This window comes from Aquimarina besae, assembly GCF_042434905.1.
GTDB lineage: Bacteria > Bacteroidota > Bacteroidia > Flavobacteriales > Flavobacteriaceae > Aquimarina.
The window spans coordinates 2,798,527-2,820,029 of record NZ_CP170199.1; the positions used below are offsets into that span (position 1 = coordinate 2,798,527).

General features: G+C 35.3%; 16 protein-coding genes. 12 read left to right on the forward strand and 4 right to left on the reverse strand.

The window, feature by feature from the left end; genetic code table 11:
- The first annotated feature begins 61 nt into the window (after nucleotides 1–61).
- From ACE94K_RS12165 to ACE94K_RS12200, 8 genes are all read left to right on the forward strand, one after another.
- Nucleotides 62–886 (forward strand): GLPGLI family protein, encoded by an 825-nt coding sequence (locus ACE94K_RS12165; RefSeq protein WP_378172471.1) that lies wholly within the window; start codon nucleotides 62–64, stop codon nucleotides 884–886.
- A 39-nt stretch (nucleotides 887–925) separates the two neighbouring features.
- The gene (locus ACE94K_RS12170; protein ID WP_378172473.1) at nucleotides 926–3,664 is read left to right on the forward strand and encodes a carboxypeptidase regulatory-like domain-containing protein; all 2,739 of its coding nucleotides are present in this window, start codon (nucleotides 926–928) and stop codon (nucleotides 3,662–3,664) included.
- A 401-nt stretch (nucleotides 3,665–4,065) separates the two neighbouring features.
- Complete coding sequence (locus tag ACE94K_RS12175; RefSeq protein ID WP_378172476.1) at nucleotides 4,066–4,260, forward strand: cold-shock protein; 195 nt, start codon at nucleotides 4,066–4,068, stop codon at nucleotides 4,258–4,260.
- Between the two features lie 123 nt (nucleotides 4,261–4,383).
- Nucleotides 4,384–4,731, forward strand: coding sequence for a hypothetical protein (locus ACE94K_RS12180; protein WP_378172478.1), 348 nt, complete (start codon nucleotides 4,384–4,386; stop codon nucleotides 4,729–4,731).
- 61 nt (nucleotides 4,732–4,792) lie between these two features.
- Nucleotides 4,793–5,359, forward strand: coding sequence for a helix-turn-helix domain-containing protein (locus tag ACE94K_RS12185; protein ID WP_378172481.1), 567 nt, complete (start codon nucleotides 4,793–4,795; stop codon nucleotides 5,357–5,359).
- 385 nt (nucleotides 5,360–5,744) lie between these two features.
- Nucleotides 5,745–6,095, forward strand: coding sequence for a cupin (locus ACE94K_RS12190; RefSeq protein ID WP_378172483.1), 351 nt, complete (start codon nucleotides 5,745–5,747; stop codon nucleotides 6,093–6,095).
- A gap of 17 nt (nucleotides 6,096–6,112) precedes the next feature.
- The gene (locus ACE94K_RS12195; protein WP_378172485.1) at nucleotides 6,113–6,283 is read left to right on the forward strand and encodes a hypothetical protein; all 171 of its coding nucleotides are present in this window, start codon (nucleotides 6,113–6,115) and stop codon (nucleotides 6,281–6,283) included.
- Between the two features lie 50 nt (nucleotides 6,284–6,333).
- On the forward strand, nucleotides 6,334–6,528 hold the full coding sequence (locus tag ACE94K_RS12200; protein ID WP_378172488.1) for a hypothetical protein: 195 nt from the start codon (nucleotides 6,334–6,336) through the stop codon (nucleotides 6,526–6,528).
- A gap of 510 nt (nucleotides 6,529–7,038) precedes the next feature.
- On the opposite strand, the gene ACE94K_RS12205 is transcribed toward ACE94K_RS12200, so the two are convergent.
- Nucleotides 7,039–7,215, reverse strand: a complete 177-nt coding sequence (locus tag ACE94K_RS12205) for a hypothetical protein (RefSeq protein WP_378172490.1) — start codon at nucleotides 7,213–7,215, stop codon at nucleotides 7,039–7,041.
- Between the two features lie 687 nt (nucleotides 7,216–7,902).
- Nucleotides 7,903–9,294: a tRNA uridine-5-carboxymethylaminomethyl(34) synthesis GTPase MnmE gene (gene mnmE / locus ACE94K_RS12210; protein ID WP_378172492.1), complete on the reverse strand. Its 1,392-nt coding sequence runs from the start codon at nucleotides 9,292–9,294 to the stop codon at nucleotides 7,903–7,905.
- A 285-nt stretch (nucleotides 9,295–9,579) separates the two neighbouring features.
- Here mnmE and ACE94K_RS12215 point away from each other — a divergent pair, with 285 nt between their 5' ends.
- The 3 genes from ACE94K_RS12215 (at nucleotide 9,580) to ACE94K_RS12225 (ending at nucleotide 14,851) form a co-directional block, all read left to right on the forward strand.
- Nucleotides 9,580–11,433 (forward strand): T9SS type A sorting domain-containing protein, encoded by a 1,854-nt coding sequence (locus tag ACE94K_RS12215; RefSeq protein ID WP_378172495.1) that lies wholly within the window; start codon nucleotides 9,580–9,582, stop codon nucleotides 11,431–11,433.
- A gap of 517 nt (nucleotides 11,434–11,950) precedes the next feature.
- Nucleotides 11,951–14,329: a T9SS type A sorting domain-containing protein gene (locus tag ACE94K_RS12220; protein WP_378172498.1), complete on the forward strand. Its 2,379-nt coding sequence runs from the start codon at nucleotides 11,951–11,953 to the stop codon at nucleotides 14,327–14,329.
- 183 nt (nucleotides 14,330–14,512) lie between these two features.
- On the forward strand, nucleotides 14,513–14,851 hold the full coding sequence (locus ACE94K_RS12225) for a DUF4870 domain-containing protein (RefSeq protein ID WP_378172500.1): 339 nt from the start codon (nucleotides 14,513–14,515) through the stop codon (nucleotides 14,849–14,851).
- A gap of 60 nt (nucleotides 14,852–14,911) precedes the next feature.
- Here the strand turns inward: ACE94K_RS12225 and ACE94K_RS12230 are convergent, their stop codons facing one another.
- On the reverse strand, nucleotides 14,912–16,165 hold the full coding sequence (locus ACE94K_RS12230; protein WP_378172503.1) for an ammonium transporter: 1,254 nt from the start codon (nucleotides 16,163–16,165) through the stop codon (nucleotides 14,912–14,914).
- A 60-nt stretch (nucleotides 16,166–16,225) separates the two neighbouring features.
- Nucleotides 16,226–16,564 carry a P-II family nitrogen regulator gene (locus ACE94K_RS12235; protein WP_378172506.1) on the reverse strand — a complete coding sequence of 113 codons (339 nt, stop codon included), beginning with the start codon at nucleotides 16,562–16,564 and terminating at the stop codon, nucleotides 16,226–16,228.
- A 436-nt stretch (nucleotides 16,565–17,000) separates the two neighbouring features.
- On the opposite strand from ACE94K_RS12235, the gene gltB reads away from it, so the two are divergent.
- The gene (gene gltB, locus ACE94K_RS12240; protein WP_378172509.1) at nucleotides 17,001–21,500 is read left to right on the forward strand and encodes a glutamate synthase large subunit; all 4,500 of its coding nucleotides are present in this window, start codon (nucleotides 17,001–17,003) and stop codon (nucleotides 21,498–21,500) included.
- Nucleotides 21,501–21,503: the final 3 nt, after the last annotated feature.

Here is a 21,503-nt window from a genome sequence, read left to right on the forward strand (position 1 = left end):
AATAAAATACTAAACATATGTTTAACAATTACATATATTCGTTAAACAAAATTTAGTCACAATGAAAACGCTAACAAAGAACTACCTGTTTTACCTTTTCTTCTTTCTTTTTTCTTCGAGTCTTTTAGCTCAAGATTTTCAAGGTAAAGCTTATTACTATGCTAAGTCAACTATGGAATTGGGTAGTTGGGGAGCCAGATTGAGCGAAGCTCAGAAAAAACAGGTAGCAGCACGTTTAAAGAATAGGCTGGAGAAAAAATATGTGCTAACCTTCGATAAGGTATCATCGACATTTAAGGAGGATGAAAAACTGGATGTGGATGTACTTTCTGGTGCTACTGACACTTGGGGGAAAAACTTCGCCCCCGGTGAGCAATATAAAAATGTAAAGACTCAAGAGCTGGTTCAGCAACAAGAATTTTATGGAAAGAACTTTTTAGTCAAAGATAAGTTGCTTCCGATAGCATGGAAAATGGGAGCGGAGACCAAACAAATTGGTGGATATACTTGCTATAAAGCAACAGCAACGATACCTACGGCAGATCTTACCTGGTATGACTTTTCTTGGGGTGAATTAAGAGCAGCGAATAATTCCGACAAACCTGAAGAAGTTCCAATGACTGAAGTTATCGCCTGGTATACTTTAAATATTCCGGTTAGTTTGGGCCCTTCAGAATACTGGGGATTACCAGGGTTGATTCTGGAAGTAAATGTGGATAATACTACAATGTTGTGCTTTAAAATTGTAATGAACCCAGAAGAGAAAAGTAAAATTGAAGCTCCGGATAGGGGGAAAGAAGTTACTAAAAAAGAATACAAAGAAATTATCACCGGCAAAATGCAGGAGATGCGTAACAATAGAGGAAGAAGAAGACCTGGAAGTTAACAGTTTGAATTTTTTGAAATTCAATAGTATTTAAAATTTATGAAAACTCTATTAGTGTTAGCTCTTTTTTGGATTGTACAGAGTACTTTTGCCCAAATAGAACTAAAAGGTACTGTACAGGATAGTTTGGGTAATCCTTTAGAATTGGCAAATGTAGTGGCCATAAATCAGGAAACAAAAATCTTACAAGCTTACGGAACAACCGATACTCAAGGAAAATACAAATTAAATCTCAGTAAGAATACCAAATTCACACTCACGGTGAGCTATATTGGTATGGAAAACTACGAAGAAGTAATATCTGTGAAGGAAACAGATATAATCAAAAACATTATCCTTAAATTCGGAAATACGCTGGATGAGGTGCAAATCACCTATGAAATGCCAGTAACGATGAAAGGAGATACTTTAATTTATAATGCCGATTCTTTTAATACAGGTACTGAACGAAAATTAGAAGATGTACTTCAAAACCTGCCCGGAGTAGAGATAAACGAAGAAGGTCAGGTAGAAGTTGAGGGAAAAGTAGTGAATAAATTAATGGTTAACGGAAAAGATTTCTTTGATGGCGATACCAAAGTAGCCACTAAAAATATACCTTCTAAAGCGGTTGATAAGATTCAGGTTCTCAGAAATTATTCTGAAGTAGGTCAGTTAAGTAGCGTTACCAACAATCAGGATAATGTCGCTCTAAATATCAAACTAAAGGAAGGAAAAGAAAGTTTTTGGTTCGGAAATGTAACTGCCGGTGGAGGTTTTTCTCCGGATGAGGCATTGTATTTGGCGCAACCTAAACTTTTTTACTATAGTCCTAAATATAGTATTAATTTTATTGGCGATATTAACAACACAGGAGAAGTTGCTTTATCCAGAAGAGATATCAGAAGTTTTGGAGGTGGTTTTAGAGCACCAAGCAGAACTAGTGGGACCAGTATTGATTTAGGTAATAACGATTTAGGTTTCTTAACCAATCAAAATAATGCTACTTCTATACAGAATAAACTAGGTGCTGCAAATTTTAGTTATTCACCTAATACATCTTTAGATCTAAGTGGTTTTGCTATTTTTAATGTAAGTCGTCTTTCTGCAAGGCAATCTAATTTTATTCAATATACCGATGCAGATTTAGGAATTCCGGATGAATCTACAGAAGAAAATAACGAAGAGAAATCCGATCAGGGACTACTAAAGTTAAGCGCATCTTATAAACCCAATGTCAATAATCAAATCGATTATGATGTCTTAGGACGCATTTCTAAAGATGTACAGGGCCAAAGCTTTTCTTCCTCTATTTTAGGTGCTACTACAGAAACCGAAGAAGCAACCCCTTACAGTATTAATCAAAGTCTAAAGTATTATTATACACTTGATGAGGATAATATTTTTGCATTAGAAGTAGAACATTTATTAAAAGATGAAGATCCTTTTTATAATGCTAGACTGGTCAACGATCCCACAAATAATGATGCTGTGAACCCAGCTGACCGCGATCCTTTCGATAATACAGCAGAGGCTTTAGGATTAGACAGAAATTTAGAAAATTACAATTTAGGTCAGAACAGAAGGATCAAATCGAATCAACTGGATGCTAAGCTTGATTATTTTTATATTATTAATGCGAAAAGTAACTTAAATGTGACCTTAGGTACTATTTTTAGTCAGCAAAGATTCAACTCTAGGTTATTTCAATTTTTAAATAATAACGCTCAATTTGATCCAACTCCAACTTTTAATCAGGGGCGAGCGACCAATGATACAGAATATACATTCAGTGATGTTTATGTAGGTTTCCACTATAGATTTAAAACAGGGAAGTTCATTTTTACACCGGGATTTTCTGTTCATTCTTATGTAAATAAAAACAGTCAGTTTAATCAGGAATTTGATGAAAGCTTTTTTAGGTTATTACCAGATTTTGAAACCCGCATACAGTTTAAGAAAAACGAAAGTCTTACGTTGCGGTACGATATGCGTAATCAATTTACGGATGTTACCCGATTAGCACAAGGTCTAGTGCTTAATAACTTTAATAGTATCCAATTTGGAGAGCCTGAACTTCAAAATGCTTTATCTCATAATTTAAGTCTGTTTTATTCTAGTTTCAATTTGTTCAATTATACCAACATTTTTGCACGATTAGCATATTCTAAAAATATAGACCAAATACGCGGCCTGACTAATTTTGATAATGTAATAACCACAAGTACTTTTTTTAATTCTAATTTTGCAGACGAGAACTTTTCTGCATTTGGTCGTATTCAAAGAACTTTTGGTAAGGTTAGAGCAACTATGAATACCAGTTTTAATTATACTAAAATCAACCAATTTATTCAGGACAGGAGGTCCGTGAATGAAGGATTTACTCAAAGTTACAGACCGGGATTACGAACTAATTTCAAAAAAGCACCTAATGTTAGCGTGCAATATGACTACAGTATCACGACAAATACCCAAGGATCTAATAAAACCACATTTTACACCAATGCACCATCCATAGATTTTGATGCATACATCTGGAAATCATTGACTTTTGTTACAGACTACACCTACACCAAACAAAGTAGAAAAGATGGACCTAGTCAATCCTTTGATACCTGGAACGCTTCGTTATCGTACAGAAAAGACAAAGATGCTAAATGGGAATATACATTGAGGGCTACTAATATATTAGATGTAACCTCACGAGTAAATAACAGAGCGACAAACCTTTTTGTTTCTTCTACTGAAACCTTTATTTTACCGAGATTTATAACCTTTAGATTACGGTATGTGCTTTAGTTCTTACATAACAAAATGGTTATATGAATCAATACAATTCGTGATAACCTTTTATAAATAAAGAAGCAGGGGAGCTGAAGGAGAATTCAATATGCCGGGTTATGTTTTCTTTTGATAGGGTTTTGTTTGACTTATGTTTATGAAAATAAATTTTGAACGCAAGTAAAGGGGAATTCTTTTTAAACATCCCTATTTATTGCTCAATATTATATTTAACATATGATTTGGATAAGGTATACAAATAGCAGGTATCTTTACTATGTTAAAATTCGGAAAGCTCCAATTTAATCTTGTTTCCCTAAATTCAATATTCTTTTTCTGCTCTCTTTTTTTCTCAGCAATGATGCGAAAGAACATTTTTAAGTTAAACATAGGAATAGTAACTAATAAAGAGAAAAATAATGAAAAAAGGAACAGTAAAATTTTTCAATACTGCCAAAGGATTTGGCTTTATAAAGCTTAAGGATTCCGATGAGGATGTCTTTGTACACCAAAGCGGTGTGATTGATGAAATTAGTGAGAACGATAACGTAAAATTCAAGATGGAAAGAGGTCCAAAGGGAATGAATGCGGTAAATGTTGAGTTGGTCAAATAGTAGATCTTGTATCTTCAAAAATATCGAAAAGCCATCTGTTGAAGATGGCTTTTTATGTCTTATATCGTGCGGTAATGCTTAAATGAATATGGCACCAATAAAATTCCTTACAAAAAATAAAATATGACAATACGAATAAAACTACTCTTAGTATTACTGATTTCATTTGGTATTTCTACTTCTCAAGAAATGAATGAAATATCACAAATAGAGGGAGTTTATCAAGGGCGAGTTGAGGACGGTTATTCATTTTGTTATAAAACAGAATCCGGATTAGAAAAAACATGGGTTTTTAATGAGGTTCTGCGTGTTATACTTGAAAGACACTTATTACATCCCGATAAAGATATCGGTGATAACTTTATCATCTCGTTTATTAAACATACTGTGATTGATAAAGAAATGACCAACGAAGTATCAACCATATTACGCTTACAAAAGCTTGTACCTGGGCAACATCTTAGAAATTGATGTAAAAATTGGCTTTCTAATAATGAACAGATGTTTTGGTAGCATATAAATACATACAAATATGAGTACAAAACTATTCATAAAATACATGGTCAGTTTACGATGTAAACTCTTGGTTAAGGATGAGTTGAAAAAACTTGGTTTGCATTATGTCGTATTAGAATTAGGCGTTATTGAAATCCTTGAAGATATAACTAAAGACCAGCGTAGACAACTGAAGAAAAATCTAAGCAAATCCGGTTTAGAATTGATGGAAAATAAAAAGAGTATTCTAATTGAGAAAATTAGAAATGTTATCATCGAAATGATTCATTACACAGATGAATTGCCCAAAGTCAATTATTCAGATTACATAAGTAAAAAGGTCGGTTATAATTACACGTATCTAGCCAATATTTTTTCTGAAGTAAAAGGAATTACAATTCAACAATTTATCATCATACATAAAATTGAAAGAGTCAAAGAGTTACTTATTTATGATGAATTAAGCCTTACTGAAATATCCTATAGATTACATTATAGTAGCGTGGCACATTTATCTAATCAATTCAAAAAAATCACCGGTTTGACTCCTACGTTCTATAAGAAGCTGAAAGAAAAACGAAAACGAAACCTAGAGGATCTATAATCGTCTGAATACTATAGTAACTAGATTCTTAATACATAGACCGTTTTGAACTACTACCATTTTCTTAGGAAACTTTAAAAGTGTGATATATGTAATATAGGCTTGAACGAGTGTAACAAATTAAGACACTAATTAATCGATTTTTGTACACATAGTAAAACTACCCATAACAGCTTGGATATTAATACTATTAAAACATAAAATCATGTCAAAAGGAAACGAAGGTAAACCGAAATCAGGTAAAAAAGCTCCTGAAAAAAACTTAAAAGAGAAAAGAGCTGCAAAAGCGGCAAAAAGAAAGGAAAAAAGAAGTGAGGAATAAACTTCAATTGTAAGTCACAGGTATCGCATTCTAGTTGAGCATTAATCTTCTATTATAATCTCCATGAAAAATCATGAATTAGAAAAATCAACTACCCATAGATTGGCCGACACGATAGATTATATGCCTGGCTCTGTGGTTATGAAAGCAATTCTAAAGAAAAGAACAGGAATTGTAGCCATATCATCATTTGATAGAGGAGAAGCAGTGCTTTCCAAAACATCTCCTTTTGACAATCTTATTCAAATTATAGACGGAGAAGCTGAGATTGTTATTAATGAAGAATCAAATATCATTGAAACTGGTCAGGCAATCATTATTCCTGCTCACGCAAGTAACATAATAAGGGCTAATAAACGTTTTAAAATGTTATCTACAGTAATTATGAGCGGTTATGAGAATATAAGTATTTAAAAGTTAATATAATTGTTATGGTAAGACAAGAAAGTAAATTCAAACCAGGTGATACTGTTTATGCCAAAGCAAATCCTGAAGTAAAATTGATTGTACGGTTGTATTATCGACGAATATATTATTGCAAATTAGCCGAAGATCCAGAGAAGAAAGAAGTAGTGTTTTTTGAACGAGAGCTTTTGAGTTGATTTTGATTTTTAGAATGATATTATTAATAGTAACATAAAGAATAGATGAAATGGCTAAAACAAATATTACAAGAAGTTGGAGAGAGCAAAAGGTAATGCTCAAACGTAGGTTTAAGTTTCTGTCTGACAAAGATTTTGACTTTGCAGATGAACAAAAAGAAATCATGCTTAATGGTCTTGCCATTAAACTTAAGAAATCCAGGGCAGAACTAGACTTACTTTTCGCAAAGCTTCAAACTTATTGAATTCAATTAATGAAGAGAACTTTGCCTTATAGATTTTTATCACAATAAAAACTCATTTTTTTTAAGAATCATAAAAGGGAAACTTTTAACCATGATATTTCAGAAAAGTTGATGATGCTTAAGATGTTTTTATAACGTCATTTAGAGTATATTCTTTGTTCTTTACTACTGCCCAACTTAGTAGTACCGTAGTTAAAATGCCAATATTCTTTGTGGTCACATACAAAATATTCATCTTCGAACGGTTTTATGGATAGTTTTAGATTTTTCTTTGCATCAATTGTGAAGTGACCATTGCTTGCTTCAAAAATTTCAACATCTAATTTTGGAGTTAATCCAGTATCGTTACATCTCGTCTGCTCATAGCCAATATAACTTGTTTCGGCACATTCTGATTTTTAAGTTTTTCTGTTTGCTCACAAAATTCATTTTCCTAATTGACCAATGTAGGTGTTTTTTTGATTTTAGGGATTTAACATAAAAGAAATTGATCTCGAAAAGATATTAATTTTATACCAGTGCTCTTGCAGACAAACCCAATTCCCAACGATCCGGGTCATTTTGAAAACCACAGTAATAAACTCCTTTGGTATATCGTCTTATGATTAATGAGATGTTTGGGTTTATTTTAGTAAATACCGTGTCACCTACTTCATATTTTAGAATCCTTTTTTTGTTTAGTTTCATAATTAAATATTCAAAGAGGGTTGTAATTTTTGTTTCTTTTTTTACCCCAGAGATTTAGTTTATGTGTGAACGGTCTCTGAGGATAAAAAGAATCAGCAAGAAAAAATGACGATGTTAAAGAATCTGTTCGAATGGCTTTAAGAGTTAGATTAATTGTGTATCGTCATTTATTTAAAATTGGTCTTATCGATTTGATTTGTCTGTTATTCTAATATTTTTCCATCAATAAAAAGTTATTTCTGAAGGTTTTGTTCAATCGTACTTAAGGAAGGCAGAGTTTTTAATTTCCGCCTTTTTATTACCTGAAATGTTTTGTCGTATCTATCAAATACTACGCATTCATTATCATTTTGGTAATTCTATATAATTCAGACTTAATATAATTGCGTCTAAGTATAAAACTTGGTTATAAAGTCTTTTACAAAGATCATTACAAATAGCGGATATATCGTTATAGAAAAGAAATAGAATGTTATATAAATCATAGGTTTTAGGTTTTTGAAAACAGCTATGCTACATATTCAGGTATTTATAAGAAGCTACTAAGAGTTTCGATAAATCTCAAAACATCTTTTTTTTGTAAAGTATACTACGTAAGAAGGATCACCAGTTGAGTTGCAAAAAAGCAAGGAATATTCTATCAAAGTACAAAAGATGCTATTTAAGAATTAGAATTGTAGTTATCTATTACTTCCCGATACAGAAATTAGCAAAGATATTACCCAATAAATCATCAGAAGTAATCTCACCCGTGATCTCACCAAAGTGATACAAAGCTTGTCTGATATCAATAGCCATCAAATCTCCGGATATTCCTTGATCAATACCATATTGTACTTTTTGGATTTCTTCTAATGCTTTTAATAAGGCGTCATAATGTCGGGAATTGGTAACAATCGTTTCATTATTTCTGAGAGCTCCGGTATTAACAAATTCCAAAAGTTTGTTCTGCAATTCTTCTACTCCTATATTTTGTTTAGCAGACAGCAGATGAATATTCTCAATTTCAGAAGTTAATGATGAAATCTCGGATTCATTAAGTTTATCCACTTTGTTGGCTACAACAATTAATGGTTTCTGCGGATATTTGTTTTTTATCTTACCGATTTCAGTTTTTAATAACTTTAAACTATCAACGGTTAATGCCCAACTATCAATCAAATAAATAACTACCTGAGCTTGTTCAATCTTTTCAAAAGTCTTTTTGATCCCAATACTTTCTACTACATCTTTAGTATCTCTTATTCCTGCGGTATCGATAAACCGGAATCCTATTCCTCCGATATTGATTTCATCTTCAATCGTATCTCTGGTGGTTCCTGCGATGTCAGAAACGATGGCGCGTTCTTCGTTTAATAATGCGTTGAGCAAAGTAGACTTACCAACATTAGGTTCTCCAACAATAGCTACCGGAATACCATTTTTAATAACATTTCCGACAGCAAACGAATCAATCAATCGTTTTAAAACTTTGGTAATCCTAGATATTAAATCCTGAAATTGGGTTCTATTGGCAAACTCTACATCTTCTTCAGCAAAATCTAGTTCTAATTCGATAAGCGATGCAAAATTGAGAAGTTCGTCACGTAGTTTTTTGATTTCATTACTAAATCCTCCTCGCATTTGTTGCATGGCAATTTGATGAGAAGCTTCAGAATCTGAGGCAATTAAATCAGCAACAGCTTCCGCTTGCGATAAATCCAGTTTTCCATTAATAAACGCTCTTAGTGTAAATTCTCCGGCATCTGCCATTCTACATCCTTTCCGAAGTAATAATTGAATGATTTCTTGCTGGATATAACTGGATCCGTGGCACGATATTTCTACGGTGGGTTCGCCGGTGTAGGAGTTACTTCCTTTAAAAAGCGAAACCAAAACTTCGTCTAACACTCGCTCACCATCCACAATATGACCTAAATGTATGGTATGGGTTTTTTGTTTGGTAAGATCTTTTCCTCTGATGGATCGAAATGAAGGTGCACAAATCTCAACAGCATCCTTTCCTGAAACTCTAATCACAGCTATAGCACCGGCTCCTGCGGGTGTTGCCAAAGCAACTATAGTGTCATTTGCAATCATTATCGGTAATTTTTAAGATGGTAAAAATAGATAATATTATTTTATCCGATAGTGGTTGTATATTCTTATTTTTTTTGAGTAGCACGTTTTCTTTGCTACTTTTAGTTAAGGAAAAGAAAAATAGTTGATATAGTAATGCTACTGTATAAAATAGAGGTGATTAGTATACGCAGTTGAGTGAAAATAGTAAACGCTGGGTTATTGGGATACGATTTCAAGGCATAGAGCGCCTTCCTAAAATACCTTAAACTAATTTAATTGTTACATACTAAAACTTTTATTCTTATGAGATTTTCTGCAAAAACATTTACCAATAACGGTTTTCTCTTATCAAAACACAAAATTACCATCGTCATTTGTGCGCTGTTTATGTTGATCCCTTTCATCAATCATTCACAGACCCAAGATTTAGCCCGACACACTACTGCTTACGACCTGACTCTAAAATCCAGTGATGATTTTAATAAAAGCACTGCAGAAGTGATCACCGAAGAAATTTCTGAACAAGGAGCAACCTGGTTGCGTCTGTTTTTTAAGGATGTAAATTTGGGAAAAAATAGTACGCTAACTATTACTTCTAAATTAGATGGCGCTACACAAACCCTAAACTCAAAAACGATCAAAGAATGGAGCAACTCTACTGCTTATTTTAATGGAGATGCGGTTACGGTTACCTTATCTAAAGCCTCAAGCGATGCTGCGGTAAGTTTAAGTGTTTCAGAGTTAAGTGTAGGGGAGTTGGATCCCGGAATTAAATCCATTTGTGGCTCTAGCGATAATAGAGGAGATTCAAATGATGATGCCATAGGGAGAATTGTACCGATAGGATGTACGGGTTGGATTATCAGGAATGGTAGATTGGTTACAGCCGGACACTGTTTAAATGGTAATGCGCAGGTAATCGAGTTCAATGTGCCTAAATCCAATCCAGACAGAACCATCGTTCATCCCGGACCGGAAGATCAATATCCAATAGGTAATTTTAATACACCCTATCAATTTGGAGTGCCCGTTACAGATTGGGGCGTATTTACAGCAAGTGCAAATTCTCAGACAGGTCAAACGCCCATTCAGGCTCAGGGAAAATCATTTAATGTGGTTCAGAGCTCTCCCGGAAATACCATCAGAATTACAGGGTATGGCACCGACTCCGGTATTGACAATCAAACGCAACAAACGCATACAGGGCCTCTGACAAGTTTTGATACTAACTTTGTGAACTACAGAACGGATACTACCGGAGGAAATTCAGGAAGTCCAATCATCGATACGGCTACAGGAAATGCAGTAGGCGTTCATGCCTATGGTGGTTGTTCAGGATCATCTGGAGCTAACTTTGGAGAAAGAGCCACGATACCAGCATTCTGGAATGCTTTGGGTCTTGGCAATACCGGTATTTCGGGTCCAACTGTTCGTATGATCAAAAGAAATGCTTCCGGCTATGCCCTGGATGGAGGTAACGGTGGTGCAGATGGCCAAAATGTATATCTATGGTCAAATAGCGCTAGTAATATAAATCAGCAATGGATCGAAGTGAATCAGGGCGGAGGTTATTATTCATACGTTAAAAAAGGAACCAATTACGCCTTGGATGGTGGAAACGGCGGTGGAAGACGTCATAACGTATATCTTTGGACCTATAATAAGAATAATTTTAATCAGCATTGGAGAAAAGTAAACGTTGGTGGAGGGCATTACAGGCTTGAAAAACGAAATGCTTCCGCCTATTCTATAGATGGAAATAATGGAGGAGGAAATGGTCAAAACACCTATTTATGGGATTCAAGTAACGGTAATCAAAATCAACATTGGAGATTCATTACTATTAGCGAATCTGTAACGGCTACTGAAGCAATCGCTACTACGGAAGAGATAGGAAATGACCCAGATTTAAGCGAGAAAGACATTTCAATATTCCCTAATCCTGCAAGAGATTCATTTACGATCAGCTTTGCAGATACAGACAAAAACGCCACTGCAATCATTTACTCTTTACTAGGAGAAAGAAAAGGTCTGATATCATTAAAACAAGGTGCAAACAGGGTGAATGTTTCATCGTTATCCCTGAGTTCCGGAATATATTTGTTAGAGATCACAAGTAGCAAGGGGATCACTTCTCAAAAGTTAGTGGTTCAGTAAAAGAGGCCAAAGGTTTAAAATGAAACAAATCTTACTGATTCTTTTCAATATTCTAAGAAATAAATAAGGTAAAATGAATTAGTATCTCTAAATAGTATTTTATAACTATATGTTGTTTGTCTGGGCTTGTGGAAGCTTTCGCCAAATGTTTTTTAAAAGGTTTTCCGCAAGCTCAGATTTTTTATTTCCTTATTTGAAAAATCAAAAATCTTTTTTTTCATAGACTGGTTTTTCGGGAAGCGAAGTATCTTTTTTTGCTATGAAAGTTTTCTTCCTTACATTTATCCGTAGGGAATTCTTTTTTAGCAAAAAAGAATAAAAGAAAAATTGTTCTGGAGTAGTGCTGCTATTACAGTAATACTTCTATATGGAATATCTGTCAAAGGAATAACTAACCTTTAACAGAAGATTTAGTAACTAAATTTAATTTCTATATACTAAAACTTTTATTCTTATGAATTTTCACAGCACAAACTCAATTAATAACAGTAGGCTGCTTCTGTTGTTAAAACACAAAATGACAGCAGTAGTCTTTACAGTATTTATGCTTTTCCCATTAATAAATTATGCACAAACGCAAGATTTAAAAAGACATAAAACTTCTTATAATCTAACGTTAAAGTCGGATGAAATATCAAATAAAAATGGAACAACTGTAATTACTGAAGAAGTTTCAGAAACGGGTGCCACTTGGTTACGTCTATTTTTTAAAGATGTCGACTTAGGAAAAAACAGTACGCTCACAATTACTTCAAAGTTAGACGGAGCTACACAAACCCTAAATGCACAGACTATTAAAGAGTGGGGCAATTCTAGTGCTTATTTTAATGGTGATGCGGTAACAGTTTCCTTATCAATAGCATCCAATGATAGATCCGTTGGAGTTAATATTTCTGAATTAAGTGTTGGAGAACTAGATCCTTCTATTAAATCTCAATGTGGATCTGCTGATGATAGGATAGATTCTAATGATGATGCTATCGGAAGAATGGTTCCTATTGGATGTACAGGATGGATTATCACCAATGGTAAACTGGTAACAGCAGGACACTGTGTTGGTAGCAGTGCACAAGTAATCGAATTTAATGTTCCAAAATCTAATCCTGATAGAACGATCGTTCATCCTGGTCCAGAGGATCAGTATCCTATCGGAAATTTTGTTTCACCATATCCCGGCAGTCCAAGTCAGGCGAACGATTGGGGTGTTTTTGAAGCAAGCGCAAACTCACAAACAGGTTTAACGCCAATCCAGGCGCAAGGAAAATCATTTAATGTAGTGCAAGATGAACCAGGTAGCACTATTAGAATTACTGGATTTGGAACAGACACCGGTGTTGATAATCAGACACAACAAACGCATACCGGACCGCTAAGTTCTTCGACAAATACTTTTGTTAGATACAGAACAGATACTACAGGAGGAAATTCTGGAAGTCCTATTATTGATGAAGCAACGGGTAATGCTGTTGGAGTACACGCCTATGGAGGTTGTTCAGGATCAGGAGGATCTAACTCAGGAGAAAGAGCGACAATTCCTGCTTTCTGGGAGGCTATGGGGTTAGGAACACCACCGCCACCACCTACAGAAGAATGTACAGGAGATTTATCTTCTTTTCCTTATAGCGAAAGTTTTGAGGGATCTATCGGTGCGTGGTCACAGTCGTCTAGTGATGATATTAATTGGACAGTGAATTCCGGAGGAACGCCTTCTAATAATACAGGTCCAGGTGGAGCAGCAGATGGTAATTCATATATCTATGTAGAAGCTTCTGGAAACGGTACAGGATATCCTAATAAAAGAGCTATTTTAAATTCTCCTTGTATTGATTTTAGCGGAATTTCAACTCCGACTTTAGGTTTTCAGTATCATATGTTAGGAAGTAATATTAATTCACTTTCTGTGGAAGCCAGAACAAATAATTCAGGAAATTGGGTGAGCGTATTTAGTCGATCCGGAGCACAAGGTAGCAACTGGAATACCGCTTCTGTAGATCTTTCTGCATATGCAGGAGAAGGAAGTGTTCAACTGCGATTAAATGTTGTTACCGGAGAAGGTTCTCAAGGATGGCAAAGTGATATTGCTATTGATGATCTAAGTATAACAAACGGAGGTACGCCACCGCCTCCAACCTGTGATACCATCAATTTCAATGATTTTGGAATCACTGGTTTCTCTAATCAAGATGCGGCAGGAAACTTCTCTATTGGTAATGGAGGTGCTTCTTTATCAATGACTAATAATACCTGGAAGTATATTGCTTTAAATTATACCGTGACTGCTAATACAGTAATCGAATTCGATTTTAGTAGTTCATCTCAGGGAGAAATTCACGGTGTAGGTTTTGAGAATGATAATTCATTAACAGCAAATAGATATTTCAAAGTGCACGGTACTCAGAATTATGGAGTTACTAATTTTGATAATTACTCAGGAGGAACAACTACCTATATTATTCCGGTAGGGAACTTTTACACCGGAGCAATGGATCGATTGGTCTTTATCAACGATAATGATGCAGGATCTGGTAATAATTCTACTTTCTCTAATGTAAAAATATATGAAGGAGCTTGTGGACAATCAGCAACAGCAGAAAGTTTAATTGCTAGTTTAGAATCTGCAGAACCAATATTAGGAGACGAACCAGAAGGTATTTTTGCTGATGTTAAAATAGCACCAAATCCTGCTCGTAATAACTTTGCCATATATATAAATTCTTATGTTAAAAATGCAAACGCTACGGTATTCTCTATTTTAGGTCAAAAACAAGTGGTGTTGGAGTTACAACCGGGAGCGAATACAATCTCTGCAAAGAATTTGTCACTTGGACAAGGGATTTATCTAATCAGAATAGAAAGCGGTGGTGAATCCACTACGCGAAAACTAATCATCAACTAACCAATAAATAAACAATAGAACTTAAATTTAGTTAGTAGATGGAACATCCCGATTTTGTCGGGATGTTTTTTTTGTTTTTAGCGCTCCATACTGTAACAATTTAGATGTCTTCGCGTCATATATATAAAGACTGCTAATTTTATTAGCAACTTTAAACATCATCAACCAAAAATCAAAGAAATCATGAGACAAGACAGATCATTATTAGTTATTACCCATTTATCACAGTTATTAGATTTAGTAACCGGGTTTGGAGGATTCATAGTACCATTAATATTATGGTTGACGCAAAGAGATCAGGTATTGGCAATGGATAATCATGGAAAATCTATTATGAATTTTCAGATAAGTATGTTTATCTATGCATTAGTTTGCATCCCACTAATATTACTATTTGGACTAGGAATCTTAGGATTAGTGGTGATAGGCATTCTATGTGTAGTATTTCCTATAATCAATGCTATAAAGGCTAATAATGGAGAAGAACCATCCTATCCATTATCAATGGAAATTATTAAGTAGACAATAAAAAAGAGGGCGATTGTAAATCGCCCTCTTTGTATATATAAGTTGAATTTAATTCTAGTGTTGGTTTAGTCTAAAGTCAGGATACGCATCCATTCCGTGTTCATGACCATCAAGACCATCAATCTCTTCTTTTTCAGAAACTCTGATTCCAATAGTTTTCTTCAATGTAAAAATGATGATGAATGAAGTCAACACGCAGAATCCACCAGCTGCTAATACACCAACTCCTTGCACTAAGAACTGATCAAAACCGGCTTTAGCTCCAAAAATACCTACCGCTAACGTTCCCCAGATACCACAGATTAAGTGTACTGCAATCGCACCAACAGGATCGTCAAGTTTTAATTTATCTATTAATGCTACACCAAATACAATTATCGCTCCAGCAATTGCTCCGATTAACACAGCATCTGTTGGAGTCATTTGATCAGCACCAGCAGTGATACCTACTAATCCTCCTAGAATACCATTTAAGAACATCGTTAAGTCGTAATTTTTATACATCAATGTAGACACTAAAAAGGCAACAACTCCACCAGCTGCAGCAGCAAGCGATGTAGTTACTAATGTAAGAGAAGTACCAGCAGCATCTGCAGAAAGTACAGAACCACCATTAAATCCAAACCATCCTAACCAAAGGATTAATACACCCGCAGCCGCTAATGGTATGTTATGACCTGGGATCGCCTGTGGCTTACCTTCAGAACTGAATTTACCAATTCTAGATCCTAATAACCATACAGCTACTAACGCAGCCCATCCTCCTACAGAATGAACTAAAGTAGAACCTGCAAAGTCATAAAATCCTTCTGCTTCACCGATTTGGAATGATGATAAGAATCCGCCTCCCCATTGCCAAGAACCTACAATTGGATAAACAACACCTACGTAGATAATTGTAAAAATCATAAATGATCCAAGCTTAATACGTTCTGCAACAGCTCCGGATACGATAGTAGCAGCTGTAGCAGCAAACATTCCTTGGAATAAGAAATCTGTCCAATAGGTATATCCTTCGTTATATGTTAAATCTAAAGCTCCTTCCACTACAGGAGAGCTTAGTCCAAAACCTGCAAAGCCTATGAATCCGGCAGCGTCTTCTGCAAATCCAGGATACATTAAATTAAACCCTACTAGGCAGTATAGTAACAAACCTATACAGATGATAAAGACGTTTTTGAAAAGAATATTGATTGTGTTTTTTTGACGAGTTAATCCAATTTCTAAAAAAGAGAAACCTAAGTGCATGAAAAATACAAGTGCAGTACACACCATCATCCATACATTATTTATAGTTAACATTTCCATTATATAATTGACTATTAAAAGTTATTTTTTGTTTTCAGTTGGTAATTTGTGTTCGTGTGGTTAGGATAGTGTAGAACTTCCTTTTTCTGAAGTACGAATTCTGTACGCTTCCTTAATATCAGATACAAAAACTTTTCCGTCTCCAACTTCACCGGTTTTTCCGGCTTCTAGAATTGCAGATACAGCTGCCTCTTCAAATTCGTCATTTACAACGATGGATAAAAAACGTCTTTGGATATCAGTTGTGCTATAAGAGATACCGCGATATACGTGCCCTTGTTTTTCGTTACCTACACCGGTAACATCCCAATAAGAAAAGAATGTGATGCCTTTGTCGTGTAAGGCTTCTTTAACCGCACGATATTTTGATCTTCTGATGATTGCTTCTATTTTCTTCATAAAGACTAAAAAGTTAAAATTAATGTTAAATCTGTATCAAAAATATGTGAATTACTTTTTAGCCTCCAAATTTTGAAGGGTAATAGTGGTATTTTTATCATTTTAAAATATTTACCCCCTAAAAAATTAGGGGTGCATATTTTTTAACGAAATAAATGAGGATTTCGCAGTAGTATATTTACGGTTTTTTACGAAAACGTTTTCATAGATAAAATTTAAGTTCAGAATCCTGCAATCCCTTATTTTATTTAGGTTTTTTAAGAAAAATCGCGTTATTGAATTCGTAATTAGAAGTCCTTATTTTGTGATTATTTTACTGAAACTTGTGTTTTTTTAAAGAGCTAAGAAAAGTAATCCCCAAAGCTCTGTTTTTCTTTTTCCTTCCTTAAGGTTTTGTTAATTTCATCAAATTGAAACACTTTAGATCGGAAATAATATGAAGAAACAAGGAATGTATCTGCCAGAATTCGAACACGACGCTTGTGGTGCCGGATTTATCTGTAGCCTAGAAGGAAAAAAGTCGAATGATATTATTCATAAGGCGCTTGAGATTTTAGAAAAACTAGAACATCGTGGGGCAGTAAGTTCGGATGGTAAAACCGGGGATGGAGCAGGGATACTTATTGATATACCTCATGATTTCTTTTTAGAAAATTGCGAGTTTGAATTGCCCGAAGCGGGAGAATATGCAGTAAGTAATGTATTCTTACCAAAAAAAGAAAACCAAAGACAATACTGTATCGATACTTTCGAAAAAAATATTATTGATCAGGGATTAGTTCTATTGGGATGGAGGGATGTTCCGGTAGATACTGTCCATTTAGGCGAAATCGCAGCTACTACAGAACCTTTTATCAAACAGATATTTATTGGAAAGAATAATGAGGAGCAGAGTTATTTTGATTTTAACTTAAAATTATTTACCGCCCGAAAAGTAACAGAACACGAAATATACGGATCTAAGCTGTCAGAAAGTAAGTTTTTCTATCTACCTAGTTTGTCAACAAAGACATTAATATTTAAAGGACTTTTAATGCCTGAAGATATTAAGTTATATTATACCGATTTGATGGATCCTAAAGTGGTGACAAGATTAGCGTTAGTGCATCAGCGTTTTTCAACAAATACATTTCCGACCTGGGATCTTGCACAACCTTTCCGTTACATGTGTCACAATGGGGAGATTAATACCCTAAGAGGTAATGTCACTAGAATGCGTTCTAGAGAAGAGTTGCTGGAAAGCAATTGGTTTGGAGAAGATATAAAGAAGATACTTCCAATTGTTTTGAAAGGGAAATCAGATTCTGCGTCCATGGATATGGTTGTAGAATTATTACTAATGACAGGAAGATCGCTGCCAGAGGTAATGATGATGATGGTGCCGGAAGCCTGGGAAAAAAATCCCGAAATGTCTGAAGCTAAAAAAGCATTCTATGAGTATAATTCTTGCGCTATGGAGCCTTGGGATGGACCTGCATCTATTCCTTTCACAGATGGGAATTATATTGGAGCAGTATTAGATAGAAATGGTCTAAGACCTTCGCGTTATACAGTAACGAAAGATGGATATGTAATCATGTCTTCAGAGACCGGAGTCGTAGATATAAAACCTAGTAATCTGGAGTTTCACGGTCGACTGGAACCAGGAAAGATGTTTCTGGTAAATATGGATGAAGGTAGAATTGTTAATGATGAGGAGATCAAAGAAGAAATAGCAGCCAAACATCCTTATAGAGAATGGTTAGATAACAATTTAGTACATCTTAGAGATATTCCTTATAACGATTGTCCATTATTTTTAGGAGAAGAAACCATCACCAAACGTAAAGAAGTGTTTGGATATACTCAGGAAGACATAGATACAATTATTGTTCCAATGAGTCAGCTGGCAAAAGAACCAATCGGTTCTATGGGATCTGATACGCCCATTGCAGTATTGTCGGAAAGACCACAGTTGATCTATAACTATTTCAAACAATTATTTGCGCAGGTAACCAACCCTCCATTAGATGGAATTCGTGAGGAACTGATCACAGATATCAGTCTTACATTAGGAGCTGATTATAATATTTTTGATATCAATGAAAAGCATTGTAATAAATTAAAGATTCAGAATCCTGTTATTTCTAAAGAGGATTTGGATAAGATCAAAACATATTCAGAAAAAGGTTTCAAAGCGACATCTGTTCCGATGTTATATAATATAAACAGAGGATTGAATGGATTAGAAGATGCGCTGGAAGACACTTTACATAAAGTTTCAGAAGCTATAGATGATGGAAGCAATATCATCATACTTTCTGATAGAAATGTAAGTAAGCACCGAGCTCCGATTCCTGCCTTATTAGCATGTTCTTTTGTCAATAGTGGATTACAGAAATTAGGGAAGCGTTCTCAGGTAAGTATTATTATCGAATCTGCAGAACCTAGAGAAGTACATCATTTTGCATTATTATTTGGATATGGTGCAAGTGCCATCAATCCTTATATGGTTAATGAAATTATAAATGAACAGATTGAGGAAAATAATATTACAGAGTTAGAGGCTGAAGCTGCGATAACTAATTACAATAAAGCGGTAGGTAAAGGTGTGCTAAAGGTAATGAACAAAATAGGTATTTCTACCTTGAATTCGTACCGAAGCTCTCAGCTTTTCGAGTGCATTGGTATCAATACTAAAGTAGTCGATAAATATTTCCCAAATACAGCAACACGTATTCAGGGAATTGGATTATATGAAATCGAAAAAGAAATAGCGAAGCGTCATAAAAGAGCATATATCGAAAGAGAAGTAGATGCGGCACTAGATTTGGAAATTGGTGGACAATATCGCTGGAGGCGAAATGGAGAAAAACATCAGTTTAATCCATTATCTGTTGCCAAACTTCAGAAATCTGTAAGAGATAATGATCCTAAGACGTATAAAGAATATGCAGATTTGATCAATGAACAGTCCAAAAACTTAATGACAATTCGTGGATTACTAGAGTTTTCTAATTACGATCCGATTCCGTTAGATGAGGTAGAGCCTTGGACAGAGATTGTAAAACGTTTTAAAACGGGGGCGATGTCCTATGGATCGATTAGTCAGGAAGCCCACGAGAATCTTGCAATCGCTATGAATCGTATTGGCGGTAAAAGTAACTCTGGAGAAGGAGGAGAAAACCCATTACGTTTTTATAAAGACGTAAATGGAGACTGGAAAAATAGTGCGATTAAACAAGTCGCCTCTGGTAGATTTGGTGTTTCTTCAAACTACTTGACAAATGCAGCCGAGATACAAATCAAAATGGCTCAAGGAGCCAAACCGGGCGAAGGAGGACAGTTGCCGGGACCAAAAGTAAATCCTGAAATCGCCAAAACTCGTAATTCTACTCCTTATGTAGGATTAATATCACCGCCACCACATCATGATATTTATTCTATTGAAGATTTATCACAGTTGATCTATGATTTAAAATCAGCAAACCGATCTGCTAGAATTAATGTGAAATTAGTATCAGAAGTTGGAGTGGGAACCGTAGCTGCAGGGGTTGCCAAAGCAAAAGCAGATGTGGTTTTGATTTCTGGATTTGATGGAGGAACAGGTGCATCACCATTAACTTCGTTGAAACATGCGGGATTGCCCTGGGAGCTTGGTATTGCTGAAGCACAACAAACATTGGTAGGTAACAACCTTAGAAGTCGAATTGTACTAGAGTGTGATGGACAATTAAAAACCGGTCGTGATGTGGCAGTAGCTTGTTTGTTAGGGGCAGAAGAATTTGGTTTTGCAACAGCGCCCTTAGTTGCATCCGGATGTATCATGATGCGTGTTTGTCATCTAAATACCTGTCCTGTTGGTATCGCAACTCAGAATCCTGAATTACGTAAGAAGTTTAAAGGAAAACCGGAGCACGTTGTAAATTATATGTATTTCGTTGCTCAGGAGCTTAGAGAAATTATGGCGCAACTTGGGTTTAGAACTGTAAATGAAATGGTTGGGCAAGTGCACAAACTGGATCGTAAACAAGCCATCGAGCATTACAAAACCGCCGGAGTGGATCTTTCACCTATTCTACATCAAGTAGCGGCTACCGACGGAGTGAAAGTATACAATTCTGAGACACAAGATCACGGTCTTGGAAAGTCCATTGATTTTGAAATTATAGAACAAGCACACCAAGCGCTTTTTAGAAAGGAAAAAACAACCTTAGATTTTGATATCGCCAATACAGACAGAGCCGTTGGTGCTATTCTTAGCAATGAGATTTCTAAAATTTATGGAGCTCAAGGATTACCGGATAGTACGTTGAAATTGAATTTTACGGGAGCTGCCGGTCAAAGTTTTGGGGCTTTTGCTACAAAAGGACTAACGATGGTGGTGAATGGTAATACCAATGATTATTTAGGTAAAGGTTTATCTGGAGCGAAATTAATTGTTAAAGTTCCTGATGAAGCCACACTGGTACCAGAGGAAAACGTAATTACAGGTAATGTTACTCTGTACGGAGCCACCGATGGAGAAGTTTATATCAACGGGAAAGCGGGAGAACGTTTCTGCGTGCGTAACTCTGGAGCCAAAGCGGTTGTAGAAGGGATTGGTGATCACGGATGTGAGTACATGACTGGTGGAGTAGCGGTTATCTTAGGAGAAGTAGGTAGAAACTTTGGTGCAGGGATGTCGGGTGGTATAGCCTATATTTATGATGATAAAAAAACATTCGAAGCACATTGTAACAAAGAATCACTAAATCTGGATCCAGTGGAAATTCCAGAAGATGTGATCGAATTAAAAGGTTTAATAGAATCACACTACAATGCAACCTTAAGTCCGTTAGCACAAAGAATTCTCGAGAATTGGGAAAATGAATTACCAAAATTTATTAAAATTTTCCCTGAAGAATATAAACAGGCTTTAAAACGATTAGAAGAAGAAAATTTAGCACAAGCATAAACG

Coding starts and splice junctions, on each gene's coding strand:
- ACE94K_RS12230 (WP_378172503.1), bottom strand. CDS start 16,165: ATGGAAATGTTAACTATAAATAATGTATGGATGATGGTGTGTACTGCA.
- ACE94K_RS12195 (WP_378172485.1), top strand. CDS start 6,113: ATGGTAAGACAAGAAAGTAAATTCAAACCAGGTGATACTGTTTATGCC.
- mnmE (WP_378172492.1), bottom strand. CDS start 9,294: ATGATTGCAAATGACACTATAGTTGCTTTGGCAACACCCGCAGGAGCC.
- ACE94K_RS12175 (WP_378172476.1), top strand. CDS start 4,066: ATGAAAAAAGGAACAGTAAAATTTTTCAATACTGCCAAAGGATTTGGC.
- ACE94K_RS12215 (WP_378172495.1), top strand. CDS start 9,580: ATGAGATTTTCTGCAAAAACATTTACCAATAACGGTTTTCTCTTATCA.
- ACE94K_RS12225 (WP_378172500.1), top strand. CDS start 14,513: ATGAGACAAGACAGATCATTATTAGTTATTACCCATTTATCACAGTTA.
- ACE94K_RS12235 (WP_378172506.1), bottom strand. CDS start 16,564: ATGAAGAAAATAGAAGCAATCATCAGAAGATCAAAATATCGTGCGGTT.
- ACE94K_RS12185 (WP_378172481.1), top strand. CDS start 4,793: ATGAGTACAAAACTATTCATAAAATACATGGTCAGTTTACGATGTAAA.
- ACE94K_RS12200 (WP_378172488.1), top strand. CDS start 6,334: ATGGCTAAAACAAATATTACAAGAAGTTGGAGAGAGCAAAAGGTAATG.
- ACE94K_RS12220 (WP_378172498.1), top strand. CDS start 11,951: ATGACAGCAGTAGTCTTTACAGTATTTATGCTTTTCCCATTAATAAAT.
- gltB (WP_378172509.1), top strand. CDS start 17,001: ATGAAGAAACAAGGAATGTATCTGCCAGAATTCGAACACGACGCTTGT.
- ACE94K_RS12205 (WP_378172490.1), bottom strand. CDS start 7,215: ATGAAACTAAACAAAAAAAGGATTCTAAAATATGAAGTAGGTGACACG.
- ACE94K_RS12190 (WP_378172483.1), top strand. CDS start 5,745: ATGAAAAATCATGAATTAGAAAAATCAACTACCCATAGATTGGCCGAC.
- ACE94K_RS12180 (WP_378172478.1), top strand. CDS start 4,384: ATGACAATACGAATAAAACTACTCTTAGTATTACTGATTTCATTTGGT.
- ACE94K_RS12170 (WP_378172473.1), top strand. CDS start 926: ATGAAAACTCTATTAGTGTTAGCTCTTTTTTGGATTGTACAGAGTACT.
- ACE94K_RS12165 (WP_378172471.1), top strand. CDS start 62: ATGAAAACGCTAACAAAGAACTACCTGTTTTACCTTTTCTTCTTTCTT.